The organism is Pseudomonas sp. GM30, from assembly GCF_000282275.2.
Taxonomy (GTDB): domain Bacteria; phylum Pseudomonadota; class Gammaproteobacteria; order Pseudomonadales; family Pseudomonadaceae; genus Aquipseudomonas.
Genome location: NZ_AKJP02000011.1, coordinates 462,141 through 477,176, shown reverse-complemented (window position 1 = coordinate 477,176; position 15,036 = coordinate 462,141). Strand labels below are relative to the sequence as shown.

General features: G+C 59.8%; 17 protein-coding genes and 1 tRNA gene. 16 read left to right on the top strand and 2 right to left on the bottom strand.

What is annotated here, in order from left to right:
- Window positions 1-103: 103 nt before the first annotated feature.
- Window positions 104-188 (bottom strand) — tRNA-Leu (locus tag PMI25_RS09830).
- Window positions 189-296: 108 nt separating this feature from the next.
- On the opposite strand from PMI25_RS09830, the gene queA reads away from it, so the two are divergent.
- The 6 genes from queA (at window position 297) to PMI25_RS09800 (ending at window position 6,403) form a co-directional block, all read left to right on the top strand.
- The gene (gene queA / locus PMI25_RS09825) at window positions 297-1,361 is read left to right on the top strand and encodes a tRNA preQ1(34) S-adenosylmethionine ribosyltransferase-isomerase QueA (protein WP_007964414.1); all 1,065 of its coding nucleotides are present in this window, start codon (window positions 297-299) and stop codon (window positions 1,359-1,361) included.
- 14 nt (window positions 1,362-1,375) lie between these two features.
- A complete protein-coding gene (tgt, locus tag PMI25_RS09820; RefSeq protein WP_161794909.1) occupies window positions 1,376-2,491 on the top strand; it encodes a tRNA guanosine(34) transglycosylase Tgt in 1,116 nt (371 codons plus the stop codon).
- Window positions 2,492-2,534: 43 nt separating this feature from the next.
- The gene (gene yajC / locus PMI25_RS09815) at window positions 2,535-2,873 is read left to right on the top strand and encodes a preprotein translocase subunit YajC (RefSeq protein WP_003227923.1); all 339 of its coding nucleotides are present in this window, start codon (window positions 2,535-2,537) and stop codon (window positions 2,871-2,873) included.
- A gap of 64 nt (window positions 2,874-2,937) precedes the next feature.
- The gene (gene secD / locus PMI25_RS09810) at window positions 2,938-4,809 is read left to right on the top strand and encodes a protein translocase subunit SecD (RefSeq protein ID WP_007964415.1); all 1,872 of its coding nucleotides are present in this window, start codon (window positions 2,938-2,940) and stop codon (window positions 4,807-4,809) included.
- 9 nt (window positions 4,810-4,818) lie between these two features.
- A complete protein-coding gene (gene secF, locus PMI25_RS09805) occupies window positions 4,819-5,733 on the top strand; it encodes a protein translocase subunit SecF (protein ID WP_007964416.1) in 915 nt (304 codons plus the stop codon).
- Between the two features lie 121 nt (window positions 5,734-5,854).
- Window positions 5,855-6,403 (top strand): glycine zipper 2TM domain-containing protein, encoded by a 549-nt coding sequence (locus PMI25_RS09800; protein WP_007964417.1) that lies wholly within the window; start codon window positions 5,855-5,857, stop codon window positions 6,401-6,403.
- A 237-nt stretch (window positions 6,404-6,640) separates the two neighbouring features.
- On the opposite strand, the gene suhB is transcribed toward PMI25_RS09800, so the two are convergent.
- Complete coding sequence (suhB, locus tag PMI25_RS09795) at window positions 6,641-7,459, bottom strand: type III secretion system regulator SuhB (RefSeq protein WP_007964419.1); 819 nt, start codon at window positions 7,457-7,459, stop codon at window positions 6,641-6,643.
- A gap of 145 nt (window positions 7,460-7,604) precedes the next feature.
- On the opposite strand from suhB, the gene trmJ reads away from it, so the two are divergent.
- The 10 genes from trmJ to iscX all read left to right on the top strand — a co-directional run bounded on the left by trmJ (window position 7,605) and on the right by iscX (window position 14,984).
- On the top strand, window positions 7,605-8,375 hold the full coding sequence (trmJ, locus tag PMI25_RS09790; protein WP_007964420.1) for a tRNA (cytosine(32)/uridine(32)-2'-O)-methyltransferase TrmJ: 771 nt from the start codon (window positions 7,605-7,607) through the stop codon (window positions 8,373-8,375).
- A 3-nt stretch (window positions 8,376-8,378) separates the two neighbouring features.
- A complete protein-coding gene (gene cysE / locus PMI25_RS09785) occupies window positions 8,379-9,155 on the top strand; it encodes a serine O-acetyltransferase (protein WP_007964422.1) in 777 nt (258 codons plus the stop codon).
- Window positions 9,156-9,405: 250 nt separating this feature from the next.
- The gene (iscR, locus tag PMI25_RS09780; RefSeq protein ID WP_003227911.1) at window positions 9,406-9,897 is read left to right on the top strand and encodes a Fe-S cluster assembly transcriptional regulator IscR; all 492 of its coding nucleotides are present in this window, start codon (window positions 9,406-9,408) and stop codon (window positions 9,895-9,897) included.
- A gap of 47 nt (window positions 9,898-9,944) precedes the next feature.
- On the top strand, window positions 9,945-11,159 hold the full coding sequence (locus PMI25_RS09775; RefSeq protein WP_007964423.1) for an IscS subfamily cysteine desulfurase: 1,215 nt from the start codon (window positions 9,945-9,947) through the stop codon (window positions 11,157-11,159).
- A gap of 83 nt (window positions 11,160-11,242) precedes the next feature.
- A complete protein-coding gene (gene iscU, locus PMI25_RS09770; RefSeq protein WP_003227907.1) occupies window positions 11,243-11,629 on the top strand; it encodes a Fe-S cluster assembly scaffold IscU in 387 nt (128 codons plus the stop codon).
- Window positions 11,630-11,657: 28 nt separating this feature from the next.
- Window positions 11,658-11,981: an iron-sulfur cluster assembly protein IscA gene (gene iscA / locus PMI25_RS09765; RefSeq protein ID WP_003227904.1), complete on the top strand. Its 324-nt coding sequence runs from the start codon at window positions 11,658-11,660 to the stop codon at window positions 11,979-11,981.
- An 8-nt stretch (window positions 11,982-11,989) separates the two neighbouring features.
- A complete protein-coding gene (gene hscB / locus PMI25_RS09760) occupies window positions 11,990-12,511 on the top strand; it encodes a co-chaperone HscB (RefSeq protein WP_003227901.1) in 522 nt (173 codons plus the stop codon).
- A 51-nt stretch (window positions 12,512-12,562) separates the two neighbouring features.
- The gene (gene hscA / locus PMI25_RS09755) at window positions 12,563-14,428 is read left to right on the top strand and encodes a Fe-S protein assembly chaperone HscA (RefSeq protein WP_003227899.1); all 1,866 of its coding nucleotides are present in this window, start codon (window positions 12,563-12,565) and stop codon (window positions 14,426-14,428) included.
- Window positions 14,428-14,769, top strand: coding sequence for an ISC system 2Fe-2S type ferredoxin (fdx, locus tag PMI25_RS09750; protein ID WP_007964424.1), 342 nt, complete (start codon window positions 14,428-14,430; stop codon window positions 14,767-14,769). The genes hscA and fdx overlap by 1 nt, the downstream gene beginning before the upstream one ends.
- A 14-nt stretch (window positions 14,770-14,783) precedes the next feature.
- On the top strand, window positions 14,784-14,984 hold the full coding sequence (gene iscX, locus PMI25_RS09745) for a Fe-S cluster assembly protein IscX (RefSeq protein WP_003227895.1): 201 nt from the start codon (window positions 14,784-14,786) through the stop codon (window positions 14,982-14,984).
- Window positions 14,985-15,036 lie beyond the last annotated feature (52 nt).

Here is a 15,036-nt window from a genome sequence, read left to right as displayed (position 1 = left end):
ATCGTTTCGCCCACGTTTCTCGTAGCACGGTTGCGCAAAAATAATTGCCCAACTTTTCAGCAGACGAAAAAAAGGCCTTGCTAAGCAAGACCTTTCTTGATTTTGGTGCCCCGAGGGAGACTCGAACTCCCACTCCTTTCGAAAACGGATTTTGAATCCGCCGCGTCTACCAATTCCGCCATCAGGGCTCAATGGCGGCGAAGTATAGAGAGGTGATTACCGTTGGTCAATCACGTTTCATGGTCAATTTTTGATAATTCCGCTAGACTTTCCGGCCCTGCTAGACGAACCCCATCATGCGCGTTGCTGACTTTACCTTCGAGCTTCCTGATTCGCTGATCGCCCGCCACCCTTTGGCCGAGCGTCGCGGTAGTCGCCTGCTGACCCTTGATGGGCCGAGCGGCGCCCTGGCACACCGTCAATTCACTGATTTGCTTGAGCATTTGCGCCCGGGCGATTTGATGGTATTCAACAATACCCGGGTGATTCCGGCGCGGCTGTTCGGGCAGAAAGCCTCGGGCGGCAAGCTGGAAATCCTCATTGAACGCGTGCTCGATTCGCACCGCGTGCTGGCCCATGTGCGCTCCAGCAAGTCGCCGAAGCCGGGTTCGAAGATCCTCATCGACGGCGGTGGCGAAGCCGAGATGCTCGCGCGTCATGATGCGCTGTTCGAGCTGGGCTTCGCTGAAGAAGTGCTGCCGCTGCTCGATCGCGTCGGGCACATGCCGTTGCCTCCTTATATAGACCGCCCGGACGAGGGCTCGGATCGCGAGCGTTATCAGACGGTGTACGCCCAGCGTCTTGGTGCGGTGGCGGCGCCGACGGCGGGGTTGCACTTCGATCAGCCGCTGATGGAGGCGATTGCCGCCAAAGGCGTCGAGACCGCGTTCGTCACGCTGCACGTCGGTGCGGGGACGTTCCAGCCGGTGCGCGTCGACAAGATCGAAGATCACCACATGCACAGCGAGTGGCTGGAAGTCGGCCAGGATGTGGTCGACGCCGTTGCCGCGTGCCGCGAGCGTGGCGGACGAGTGATTGCCGTGGGCACCACCAGCGTGCGTTCGCTGGAAAGTGCCGCGCGCGATGGCGTGCTCAAGCCGTTCAGCGGTGACACCGACATCTTTATCTACCCGGGCCGGCCGTTCCATGTGGTCGACGCCCTGGTCACCAACTTCCATTTGCCGGAATCGACGCTGTTGATGCTGGTTTCGGCGTTCGCCGGTTATCCCGAAACCATGGCCGCTTATAAAGCCGCCGTCGACAACGGCTACCGCTTTTTCAGCTACGGTGATGCGATGTTCATCACCCGTAATCCCGCCCCGACTGCCCCTGAACACACAGGCCCAGAGGAAACAGAATGAGTCGCGAATGTCGCATGTCCTTTGAACTTCTGGCCACCGATGGCAAGGCCCGTCGTGGTCGGCTGACCTTCCCCCGTGGCACCGTCGAGACCCCGGCGTTCATGCCGGTGGGCACCTACGGCACGGTCAAGGGCATGTTGCCGCGCGACATCGTCGCCACCGGCGCGGAAATCATTCTGGGCAACACCTTCCACCTGTGGCTGCGCCCGGGTACCGAGGTGATCAAGGAGCACGGCGACCTGCACGATTTCATGCAGTGGAAAGGCCCGATCCTCACCGACTCCGGCGGTTTTCAGGTGTTCAGCCTGGGTGCGATGCGCAAGATCAAGGAGGAGGGCGTGACCTTCGCCTCCCCGGTCGACGGCTCGAAAGTGTTCATGGGCCCGGAAGAGTCGATGCAGGTGCAGCGCGATCTCGGTTCCGACATCGTGATGATCTTCGACGAATGCACGCCGTACCCGGCTGACGAAGACGTCGCCCGCGTATCCATGGAGCTGTCGCTGCGTTGGGCTCAGCGCTCGAAAAACGCCCATGGCGACAACACCGCGGCGCTGTTCGGCATCGTTCAGGGCGGCATGCATCAGGATCTGCGCATGCGCTCGCTGGAAGGTCTGGACAAAATCGGCTTCGATGGCCTGGCCATTGGCGGTCTGTCGGTGGGCGAGCCGAAGCACGAGATGATCAAGGTGCTGGATTATCTGCCGGGCATGATGCCGGCTGACAAACCTCGTTACCTTATGGGCGTTGGCAAACCGGAAGATCTGGTTGAGGGTGTGCGCCGCGGTGTGGACATGTTCGATTGCGTGATGCCAACCCGTAATGCCCGCAATGGGCATCTGTTCATTGACACAGGCGTGCTGAAGATCCGTAACGCGTTCCATCGCCATGATGATTCGCCGCTGGATCCGACCTGCGATTGCTATACCTGCCAGAACTTCTCCCGCGCTTATCTGCATCACCTGGACAAGTGCGGCGAAATGCTCGGCAGCATGCTCAATACCATCCATAACTTGCGCCATTATCAGGTGCTGATGGCTGGTTTGCGCGAGGCTATTCAACAGGGTACATTGGCCGCCTTTGTCGATGCCTTCTACGCCAAACGCGGGCTCCCCGTTCCGCCTTTGGACTGAGTTTTCTGACCCCAAGATTCAACATTTGCAACTGGAGTGCTAAATGAGCTTTTTTATCTCTAACGCCATGGCTGACGCAGCTGCACCGGCTGCTGCAGGCCCAATGGGCGGCGGCTTCGAGTGGATTTTCCTGGTCGGCTTCCTGGTCATCTTCTACCTGATGATCTGGCGTCCACAGGCCAAGCGCGCCAAAGAGCAGAAGAACCTGCTGAGCAGCCTTGCGAAGGGTGACGAAGTGGTCACCACCGGCGGCATCGCCGGCAAGATCACCAAAGTGGCCGACGACTTCGTGGTTCTGGAAGTTTCCGACACCGTGGAAATGAAGTTCCAGAAGGGCGCCATCGCCGCCACGCTGCCAAAAGGCACGCTGAAAGCGATCTAAGGTTCCAACTTCTACTCAATCGACGGGGCGCGCAAGGCGCCCCGCGTTCATAACGGGCGGCGTGATGCTGAACAAATATCCTCTGTGGAAATACATTCTGATCCTGGCGGTGCTGGCGATCGGTCTGATTTATTCCGCTCCCAATCTATACCCCGATGACCCGGCCATTCAGATCAGCGGCGCCAGCACGGCACTGCAGGTCAATCAGGTCGATCTGGATCGCGTCAGCACCGCGCTGCGTGAGTCCGGAATCAACGTCAAGGCAGCCTCGCTGGCGGCCAACGGCAAGGGCGGTCTGATCCGTCTGACCAAGGCTGAAGACCAGCTGCCGGCCAAGGACGTTGTGCGCAAGGCATTGGGTGATGACTACGTCGTCGCACTGAACCTGGCACAAACCACCCCGCAATGGCTGCGCAACCTCGGCGCGCACCCGATGAAACTGGGTCTGGACTTGTCCGGTGGTGTGCACTTCCTGCTCGAAGTGGACATGGACAAAGCCCTCGACGCCCGCCTGAAAGTCTACGAAGGCGACGTCAAGAGCCTGCTGCGTAAAGAGAAACTGCGCTATCGCAGTCTGCCGCAACTCAATGGCGCCATTCAGTTGGGCTTCAGCGATGCTGACTCCCGCGAACAGGCTCGTGCGCTGATCCGCAAGAACTTCAACGATTTCGACATTGTTCCGGCCGACCTTAACGGTCAACCGGTGCTGCGTCTGGCGATGACCCCGGCCAAGCTGGCGGAAATCCGTGAATACTCCATCAAGCAGAACTTGACCACGGTACGTAACCGCGTCAACGAGCTGGGTGTTGCCGAACCAATCGTCCAGCGTCAGGGCGCCAACCGCATCGTGGTTGAGCTGCCGGGCGTGCAGGACACTGCCGAAGCCAAGCGTATTCTCGGCAAGACGGCCAACCTTGAGTTCCGTCTGGCTGCAGAGCCGGGTGCCTCGAAAGCCACTTCCGAAACCTTCGAGTTCCGTGAAGGCAAGCGTCCTCCTGCACAGATCGAACGTGGCCTGATCATCACTGGTGACCAGGTGACTGACGCCAAGGCCGGTTTTGATTCTCAGCACGGTACGCCTGAAGTGAACATCCGCCTGGATGGTCACGGTGGCGAGCTGATGAGCCGCGCAACCCGTTCGAACGTCGGTCGCAGCATGGCGGTGATCTTCATCGAACAGCGTCCAGTGACCACCTACGTCAAGCAGGTTGTCGACGGCGTCGAGAAAGACGTGCCGGTGCAGACCTTCAAGGAAGAGAAGAAGATCATCAGCCTGGCGACCATTCAGTCGCCGCTGGGTGCGCAGTTCCGTATCACCGGCCTGAACGGCCAGGGCGAATCGTCCGAACTGGCGCTGCTGCTGCGTGCCGGTGGTCTGGCCGCCCCGATGTACTTCGCTGAAGAGCGCACAATCGGTCCGAGCCTGGGTGCTGACAACATCACCAAGGGTATCGATGCATCGCTGTGGGGCATGCTGTTCGTCTCGCTGTTCATCATCGCTATCTACCGCTTCTTCGGTGTGATCGCGACCGTCGCTCTGGCGGTGAACATGGTGCTGCTGCTGGCCTTGATGTCGCTGCTGGGTGCAACACTGACCCTGCCGGGTATCGCCGGTATCGTCTTGACCATGGGTATGGCGGTCGACGCCAACGTGCTGATCTTCTCGCGGATCCGTGAAGAGATCGCCGCCGGCATGACCGTGCAGCGTGCAATCAACGAAGGCTTCGGCCGGGCATTCACCGCGATTCTCGACGCCAACCTGACCACTCTGCTGGTCGGCGGCATCCTCTTCGCCATGGGCACCGGCCCGGTGAAGGGCTTCGCAGTGACCATGTCCCTCGGGATCTTTACCTCGATGTTCACGGCCATCATGGTGACCCGCGCAATGGTCAACCTGATCTTCGGCGGACGTGACTTCAAGAAGTTGTGGATTTAAGGGGCTGCCATGTTACGTACAATCAACTTCATGGGCGTTCGCAACTTTGCGTTCGGCGTCACAGTGTTTCTCACCGTTCTGGCCTTGTTCAGTGTTTTCCACAAGGGCATGAACTGGGGTCTGGACTTCACCGGCGGTACGCTCATCGAGCTGACCTACGAGCGTCCGGCTGACGTCACCAAAGTGCGTGAGCAGCTGGTGACGTCCGGTTACCACGAGGCCGTGGTGCAGAACTTCGGTGCAACCACCGACCTGCTGGTGCGCATGCCGGGTGAGGACCCGCAGTTGGGCCATCAGGTAGCAGACGCGCTGCAGAAAGTCGGCGGCGATAACCCTGCCACCGTCAAGCGCGTCGAGTTCGTCGGCCCGCAGGTCGGTGAAGAACTGCGCGATCAGGGCGGCCTCGGCATGCTCCTGGCGCTCGGCGGCATCCTGATCTACCTGGCTTTCCGCTTTCAGTGGAAATTCGCGGTCGGCGCCATCGTTTCGCTGATTCACGACGTGATCGTGACTGTCGGTATCCTGTCGTTCTTCCAGATCACCTTCGACCTGACGGTGCTGGCGGCGGTACTGGCGATCATCGGTTACTCGCTGAACGACACCATCGTCGTGTTCGACCGGGTTCGTGAAAACTTCCGTGTGCTGCGCAAGGCTTCGTTGATCGAGAACATCAACATCTCGACCACCCAGACCCTGTTGCGGACCATGGCAACGTCGATCTCCACCTTGCTGGCGATCGCTGCGCTGCTGTTCTTCGGTGGCGACAACCTGTTCGGCTTCTCCATCGCGCTGTTCATCGGTGTTCTGGCGGGTACCTACTCGTCGATCTACATCGCCAACGTGGTGTTGATCTGGCTGAACCTGAGCACCGAGGATCTGATTCCTCCGGCCAACACCGAGAAAGAAGTCGACGACCGTCCATAACGGCCATCGTTTCTCCGGCTGTCAGCCCGAAAAAGGCGCGAGTTGAACTCGTGCCTTTTTTTATGCTCCAAGGCTGGGAGAAGCGCGGGCGCGTCCCGCATGTGATGGTCAGGAGGTTCATGTGAACAAGTCGTTGCTGGTTGGTGCGGTATTGGGTGCTGTCGGTGTGACTGCCGGGGGTGCTGTTGCCACCTACAGCCTGGTTAAAAGCGGCCCTGAGTATGCGCAAGTGCTGGCCGTTGAACCGGTCAAAACACAGATCAAGACTCCACGTGAAGTGTGCAAGGATGTTGCGGTAACCCGGCAAAAACCGGTGCAGGATCAACACCAGATCCTCGGCACGGTAATCGGTGCTGTCGGCGGTGGTTTGCTGGGTAACCAGATCGGCGGCGGCAACGGCAAGAAGCTGGCTACGGTCGCTGGTGCGGTCGGTGGCGGTTATGCCGGTAACAAGGTGCAGGAAGGCATGCAGAACCGTGACACCTACACCACTACTCAGACTCGCTGTAACACCGTGAATGACATCAGTGACAAGGTCGTCGGTTACGACGTGCGTTACTCGCTCGATGGCAAGGAAGGCAAGGTGCGGATGGATCGCGATCCGGGCAACCAGATTCCGGTCGACAAGGAAGGCAAGTTGATTCTGTCGCAGAATCAGCCGGGCCAGTAAGGACCGACTGTATTAACAAGAAGCACCCTGCGGGGTGCTTTTTTGTGCCTGCGATTCAAGCCCCACCACAAATCCCCTGTAGGAGTGAGCCTGCTCGCGATGGCGGTGCATCAGTCAACATTAATGCCGGCTGATACACCGCCATCGCGAGCAGGCTCACTCCTACACTGGGCCGGTGGTATTTCTCCAGGCATAAAAAAGCACCCCGAAGGGTGCTTTTTGCGTTTCGCGGGAAGCTTAGCGCTTCAGCGAAGCCGGCAGGTGCGGCTGGATCGCCGTCAGGACTGCCTTGAAGCATTTGGTGTTACCGGCAACGATGTGGCCTTTTTCAAGGAAGTCGTGGCCGCCGGTGAAGTCGCTCACCAGACCGCCTGCTTCCTGGATCAGCAGGGCGCCAGCAGCCATGTCCCACTCGGACAGGCCCGATTCCCAGAACGCGTCGAAACGACCGGCAGCCACGTAAGCCAGGTCCAGGCTGGCGGAGCCGGCGCGGCGGATGCCGGCAGTCTGGCCAACCAGGGCGCGGAACATGCCCAGGTAGTTGTCGAGGTTGTCCATCTGGTCGTCACGGAACGGGAAGCCAGTGCCCAGCAAAGCGCCTTCGAGGCTGGTGCGACCGCTGACGCGCAGACGGCGACCGTTCAGTTGCGCGCCGCGACCACGGCTGGCGGTGAATTCTTCCTGGCGAACCGGGTCCAGAACCACTGCGTGTTCCAGGCGACCACGGTATTTGCAGGCAATGCTGACAGCAAAGTGAGGAATGCCACGCAGGAAGTTGGTGGTGCCGTCCAGTGGATCGATGATCCACAAGTACTCTTCGCCTTCGATGCCGTTACCGACGTGCATGCCGGTCTCTTCACCCTGGATCGAGTGATTCGGGTAAGCCTTGCGCAGAGCATCGATGATTTTCTGTTCGGCGGCGCGATCGACCTCGGATACATAATCCTTGGCGTCTTTTTCGTCGACCTTGATGGTATCCAGGCGCTCGATGGAGCGGAAGATCAGTTCACTGGCGCTGCGGGCGGCGCGCAGCGCGATATTCAGCATGGGCTGCATGGATGTGTCACCTAAGGTTGTTAAAGAAAGCCGCGCATTCTATCAGAACTTTTCTTCAGGTGAAGGTCGCTGTTCGCTTTCATAGCTTAACGGTAGGCTGTTCTGTAAGATTTGCACCCCTTTCCTGTGTCCGAGAGCGCCTCCCTTGCTGCAGAACATTCGTGTCGTCCTGGTCAATACCAGCCACCCCGGCAACATCGGCGGGGTCGCGCGCGCCATGAAAAACATGGGTCTGTCGCGGCTGGTGCTGGTCGAACCGCGGTTGTTTCCGCACCACGAAGCCGATGCTCGAGCTTCCGGTGCCGGGGATATCCTTGAAAATGCTCAAGTCGTCGCCACTCTGGAAGACGCTCTGGTCGGCTGCAATCTGGTGCTCGGCACCAGCGCCCGTGACCGGCGCATTCCCTGGCCGTTGCTCGATCCGCGCGAATGCGGGAGCAAAGTGGTCGAGGAAGCGGGGCAGGGCGCGCAAATCGCGTTGGTGTTCGGTCGTGAAGACTCCGGCCTGACCAACGAGGAGCTGCAGCGATGTCACTTTCATGTGCACATCCCCTCCGATCCTGAGTTCAGCTCGCTGAACCTCGGGGCGGCGGTGCAGGTGTTGAGCTATGAAGTGCGCATGGCCTGGCTGGCCGCTCAAGGGCAGCCGACCAAGATCGAGAAAGAAGAAGTGGCCTCTGTGAAAAGCGCCGAGCTCGCGACCATGGATGAGCTGGAACGCTTTTATGAGCATCTGGAGCAGACGCTGGTCGCCATCGAATTTCTTGATCCGGAAAAGCCGCGGCACTTGATGGCGCGCCTGCGCCGGTTGTACGGACGCAGCTCGGTCAGCCGGGCGGAAATGAACATTTTGCGTGGCATCCTCACGGAAACCCAGAAAGCGGCCCGTGGTGAGCTTCTTAAGCGGAAGGACTGAATGATGTTTGAGCGTTTGCGTGAAGATATCCAGAGCGTATTCCATCGGGACCCGGCGGCGCGTAACGCTTTTGAAGTCCTGACCTGCTATCCCGGCATGCATGCGATCTGGATTCATCGCCTGGCCGGGATGCTGTGGCGCAACGAGCTGAAATGGCTGGCGCGACTGGTGTCCAACTTCGGTCGCTGGCTGACCGGCATCGAGATTCACCCGGGTGCCAAGGTCGGTCGGCGCTTCTTCATCGACCACGGCATGGGCATCGTCATTGGTGAAACCGCCGAGATTGGCGATGACGTAACCATTTATCAGGGTGTGACCCTCGGTGGCACCAGCTGGAACAAGGGCAAGCGCCACCCGACGCTGGGTGACGGCGTTGTCGTGGGCGCCGGCGCCAAAGTGCTTGGGCCGTTCACGGTAGGGGCTGGCGCGAAAGTCGGTTCCAACGCCGTCGTGACCAAAGAGGTGCCGCCGGGTGCCACAGTGGTGGGAATTCCGGGGCGGATCATCGTCAAGTCCGATGAAGAACAGGACGCCAAGCGCAAGGCCATGGCTGAGAAGATCGGTTTCGATGCTTATGGCGTCAGTGAAGACATGCCTGACCCGGTGGCCCGCGCCATCGGCCAGTTGCTCGATCACCTGCAAGCGGTGGACGGACGACTGGAGGGAATGTGCGGTGCGCTGAAGGATCTGGGCAGTAATTACTGTGCGAAAGATCTGCCTGAGCTGCGCGAAGAAGACTTCGCCTGCGTCAAAGGCAAAGATGAATCCAAAGCCGGCTGACACGCTTTTGCAGGAGCTGCCGCAGGCTGCGATCTTTTGATCTTATTTAAAGCAAAAGCAAAAGATCGCAGCCTTTCGGCAGCTCCTACAGGTTCCATCGGCAGGGTGGTGTGCCATTAAGCCGCAGACCCTGCTATCATTCGCGCGCTCTTTTGCGGGTAAACCCGACTAAAGCACTAGGTCTTATAGTTGACTTAAATGCTCGGGAATTGCATACTCCCGCCCATTCCGAACTCCGTGGTAACTGTCCATGCGACTGACTACAAAAGGCCGATACGCCGTGACCGCCATGCTTGACCTGGCGTTGCACGCGCAGCACGGGCCGGTGTCCCTGGCCGATATCTCCGAGCGCCAAGGCATCTCCCTGTCCTATCTCGAACAGCTTTTCGCCAAGCTGCGCCGCAGCAACCTGGTTTCCAGTGTTCGCGGTCCAGGAGGTGGCTACCAGTTGTCCCGCGACATGCAGGGCATCCAGGTCGCTCAGGTGATCGATGCGGTCAACGAATCGGTCGATGCTACCAAGTGCCAGGGCCAGGGCGATTGCCATTCCGGCGATACCTGCCTGACTCACCACTTGTGGTGCGACCTGAGCCTGCAGATTCACGAATTTCTAAGTGGTATCAGCTTGGCTGATCTTGTAACTCGCCGTGAGGTGCAGGAAGTAGCCCAGCGTCAGGACCAGCGCCGTTGCAACAGCAAGGCGCCACGCCTGGACAAGATTGAAGCGTCCGCCGTCGAATGACAGCCGAAGAGCTAGCGGAACGCCAGCCCTGATTTAGGAGATAGTCCATGAAATTGCCGATTTACCTTGATTACTCTGCGACCACCCCGGTCGATCCGCGCGTTGCGCAAAAGATGAGTGAATGCCTGCTGGTCGACGGAAACTTCGGTAACCCGGCCTCCCGTTCCCACGTGTTCGGCTGGAAAGCTGAAGAGTCCGTCGAAAACGCCCGTCGTCAGGTGGCCGATCTGGTCAACGCCGACCCGCGTGAAATCGTCTGGACCTCCGGTGCCACCGAGTCCGACAACCTGGCAATCAAGGGTGCGGCGCATTTCTATGGCTCCAAGGGCAAGCACCTGATCACCAGCAAGATCGAGCACAAGGCTGTCCTCGACACCATGCGCCAACTGGAGCGTGAAGGTTTCGAAGTCACCTACCTCGAGCCGACCGAAGACGGTCTCATCACCCCGGCGATGATCGAAGCGGCACTGCGCGAAGACACCATTCTGGTGTCGGTGATGCACGTGAACAACGAAATCGGCACCATCAACGACATCGCTGCCATCGGCGAGCTGACCCGCTCCAAGGGCGTTCTGCTGCATGTTGACGCGGCTCAGTCCACCGGCAAGGTCGACATCGACCTGCAGAAGCTGAAAGTCGACATGATGTCGTTCTCCGCCCACAAAACCTACGGCCCTAAAGGCATCGGCGCGCTGTACGTCAGCCGCAAGCCGCGTGTGCGCATCGAAGCGACCATGCACGGCGGCGGTCACGAACGTGGCATGCGTTCCGGCACCCTGGCGACCCACCAGATCGTCGGCATGGGTGAAGCGTTCCGTGTAGCCAAGGAAGACATGGCTGCCGAAAACGTGCGGATCAAAGCCCTGAGCGACCGCTTCTACAAGCAGGTCGAGCACCTGGAAGAGCTGTACGTCAACGGCAGCCTGACCGCCCGCGTTCCGCACAACCTGAACCTGAGCTTCAACTACGTTGAGGGCGAGTCGCTGATCATGGCGCTCAAGGATCTGGCGGTATCGTCCGGTTCGGCCTGCACCTCGGCGTCCCTGGAGCCTTCGTACGTTCTGCGCGCCCTGGGTCGCAACGACGAACTGGCGCACAGCTCGATCCGTTTCACCTTCGGCCGTTTCACCACCGAAGAAGAAATCGACTATGCCGCGCAGAAAGTCTGCGAGGCTGTTACCAAGCTGCGCGCTCTGTCGCCGCTGTGGGACATGTACAAAGACGGTGTCGACATTTCGAAAATCGAGTGGGCGGCACACTGATTTCAAGTCGCCGCGAACCGGCCCCGTCAACTCAGGTTCCGGGGCTTAAAGAGCGACTCTCTGATGAGTGAGGATTAAGCACCATGGCTTACAGCGAAAAGGTCATCGACCACTACGAAAACCCGCGCAACGTCGGCAAGATGAACGCGGAAGACCCGGATGTCGGCACCGGCATGGTCGGCGCTCCGGCGTGCGGCGACGTGATGCGTCTGCAGATCAAGGTCAACGATCAGGGCGTTATCGAAGACGCCAAGTTCAAGACCTACGGCTGCGGTTCGGCAATCGCCTCCAGCTCCCTGGCCACCGAGTGGATGAAGGGCAAGACGCTGGACGAAGCCGAGACCATCAAGAACACTCAGCTGGCCGAAGAACTGGCCCTGCCGCCAGTGAAAATCCACTGCTCGGTACTCGCAGAAGACGCTATCAAAGCGGCCGTTCGCGACTACAAGCAGAAGAAAGGCTTGATCTAAGCATTGCGCGACGAGTAAGGAGTCAACGATGGCTATCAGCATGACAGAAGCGGCTGCTCGACACGTGCGACGCTCCCTCGACGGGCGCGGCAAAGGTGAAGGGATTCGTCTGGGTGTTCGCACCACAGGCTGTTCCGGCCTTGCCTACGTGCTGGAGTTTGTCGACGAGGTGGTTGCCGAGGATCAGGTGTTCGAAAGTCACGGCGAGAAAGTGATCATCGACCCGAAAAGCCTGGCCTACCTGGACGGCACCGAGCTCGATTTCGTCAAGGAAGGGTTGAACGAAGGCTTCAAGTTCAACAACCCCAACGTACGCGGTGAATGTGGCTGCGGCGAAAGCTTCAACATCTGAGGCTTGTCGTGGGTATTCCTTGTCATTTCGCTTTATTCGAGCTGCAGCCGAGCTTTCGCCTGGATCTCGAGCAGTTGGCCACGCGCTACCGTGAGTTGGCGCGCGGCGTTCATCCTGACCGCTTTGCCGACGCTTCCGAGCGCGAGCAGCGTTCGGCGCTCGAGCAGTCTGCGCGGCTCAACGATGCCTACCAGACGCTCAAGAGCCCTGCCCAGCGTGCACGCTACCTGCTGACCATCAGCGGGCATGAAGTGCCGATGGAAGTCACGGTCCATGATCCCGAGTTTCTCTTGCAGCAGATGCAATGGCGCGAAGAGCTCGAAGACCTTCAGGACAGTGCCGACCTCGACGGCGTCGCGGTGTTCAAGCGGCGCCTGAAAGTGGCTCAGGAACAGTTGAACGAAAGCTTCGCAGCCTGTTGGGATGATGCAGCGCAACGCGAACAGGCCGAACGCCTGATGCGGCGCATGCAGTTCCTCGACAAGCTCACCTACGAAGTGCGCCAGTTAGAAGAGCGCCTCGACGATTAACCCAGTGCCGCTCCGGTCGCACGCCTGATATACAGATAAGTCCTGATCACGATGGCCCTACTGCAGATCGCCGAACCCGGCCAAAGTCCTCAACCGCACCAGCGTCGTCTGGCTGTGGGGATCGACTTGGGCACTACCAATTCGCTGGTCGCTGCGTTGCGCAGTGGTCTTTCCGAACCACTGGCCGACGCTGACGGGCAGGTCATCCTGCCGTCCGCCGTGCGTTACCACGCCGACCGCGTCGAGGTTGGCGAGTCGGCCAAACTGGCCGCGTCTTCCGATCCCTTGAACACTGTGCTGTCGGTCAAGCGCCTGATGGGGCGTGGTCTGTCCGACGTCAAGCAATTGGGCGAGCAACTGCCGTATCGCTTTGTCGGCGGCGAATCGCACATGCCGTTCATCGACACCGTGCAGGGCCCGAAAAGCCCGGTCGAAGTCTCCGCCGATATCCTCAAGGTGCTGCGTCAGCGGGCTGAAGCGACCTTGGGTGGCGAGCTGGTCGGTGCGGTGATCACCGTTCCGGCGTATTTCGACGATGCTCAGCGCCAGGCCACCAAGGATGCGGCGAAACTCGCCGGTCTGAACGTGCTGCGTCTGCTCAACGAGCCGACCGCTGCCGCTGTGGCTTATGGTCTGGATCAGCACGCCGAAGGCCTGGTCGCAATCTACGACCTGGGCGGCGGTACGTTCGATATTTCGATTCTGCGTCTGACTGGCGGTGTTTTCGAAGTGCTGGCCACTGGCGGCGACAGCGCGCTGGGCGGCGATGACTTCGATCACGCGATTGCCGGCTGGATCATCGAGAGCGCCGGCCTGTCCGCCGATCTCGATCCGGGTGCACAACGCAATCTGCTGCAAACCGCCTGCGCGGCTAAAGAAGCCCTCACCGATGCGGCCAGCGTTGAAGTCGCCTACGGTGACTGGAAAGCGCAGCTGACCCGCGAAGCCTTCGATGCGCTGATCGAGCCGATGGTTGCTCGCAGCCTGAAAGCCTGCCGCCGCGCCGTGCGTGATTCCGGTATCGAACTGGAAGACGTGCATGCCGTGGTCATGGTCGGTGGTTCGACCCGTGTGCCGCGCGTTCGTGAAGCCGTCGCCGAAGCCTTCGGTCGTCAGCCGCTGACCGAAATCGACCCGGATCAAGTGGTGGCCATCGGGGCCGCGATCCAGGCGGATACGCTGGCTGGCAACAAGCGTGATGGCGGCGAACTGCTGCTGCTCGACGTGATTCCACTGTCCCTTGGGCTGGAAACCATGGGCGGGCTGATGGAGAAGGTGATTCCGCGCAACACCACCATCCCGGTCGCCCGTGCGCAGGACTTCACTACTTATAAAGACGGCCAGTCGGCCATGGCGATCCATGTGCTGCAGGGTGAGCGCGAGCTGATCAGCGATTGCCGCTCGCTGGCGCGCTTCGAACTGCGCGGCATTCCGGCGATGGTGGCCGGTGCGGCGAAGATTCGCGTGACCTTCCAGGTCGATGCCGACGGCCTGCTCAGCGTGTCTGCCCGCGAACTGGGTTCGGGCGTCGAGGCGAGCATTCAGGTCAAACCGTCCTACGGTCTGACCGACGGTGAAATCGCCAAGATGCTCAAGGACTCGTTCCAGCACGCCAATGACGACAAGGTCGCCCGCGTCCTGCGTGAGCAGCAAGTCGATGCCCAGCGCCTGATCGAAGCGGTGCAGGGTGCTCTGGAGGCTGATGGCGAGCGTTTGCTCGACGCCGAAGAGCGCATGGTCATCGAGCTGCAGATGCAGGAACTGGCCGAACTGATGAAAGGCACCGATGGTTACGCCATCGAGCAGCAGACCAAGCGTCTGTCGCAAGTGACCGATGCTTTTGCTGCCCGCCGCATGGATCTGACGGTGAAAGCCGCTCTGTCGGGGCGCAATCTGAATGAAATCGAGGATATCTGATGCCGCAGGTCATTTTTCTGCCCCACGAGAAGTTCTGCCCTGAAGGCATGGTTGTCGAGGCCGAGCCCGGCACTTCGATTCTCGAGCTGGCTCACGAACACCACATCGAGATGGAAAGCGCCTGCGGCGGCGTCTGCGCCTGCACCACTTGCCACTGCATCATCCGCGAGGGTTTCGACTCGCTGGAAGAGGCGGACGAGCTGGAAGAGGACTTCCTCGATCGCGCCTGGGGTCTGGAGGCGCAATCGCGTCTGGCCTGTCAGGCTATCGTTGGTGAAGAAGACATCACCGTCGAGATTCCGAAATATTCGCTTAACCATGCGGCCGAAGCGCCGCACTGACTGGTAAGACTGTCATGAGCTACGGTTGGAATGATGTTCAACGCATTGCAGAAGAATTGGCCGAGACCCATGAGGGGCTCGATCCGTACTCTGTAGGTTTCGTCCGTCTGCAGCATATGATCGAGGAGCTGCCTGACTTCGATAAGACCTCTGGCCGCGTTGGCGAGAAGGTGTTGGAAAGGGTTCAGGAGCTTTGGGCCGCAGAATTGGACTGATCGTCTCGCAGGTTAGGCAATACCCAAGAACCCGCGTATAATTCGCGGGTTT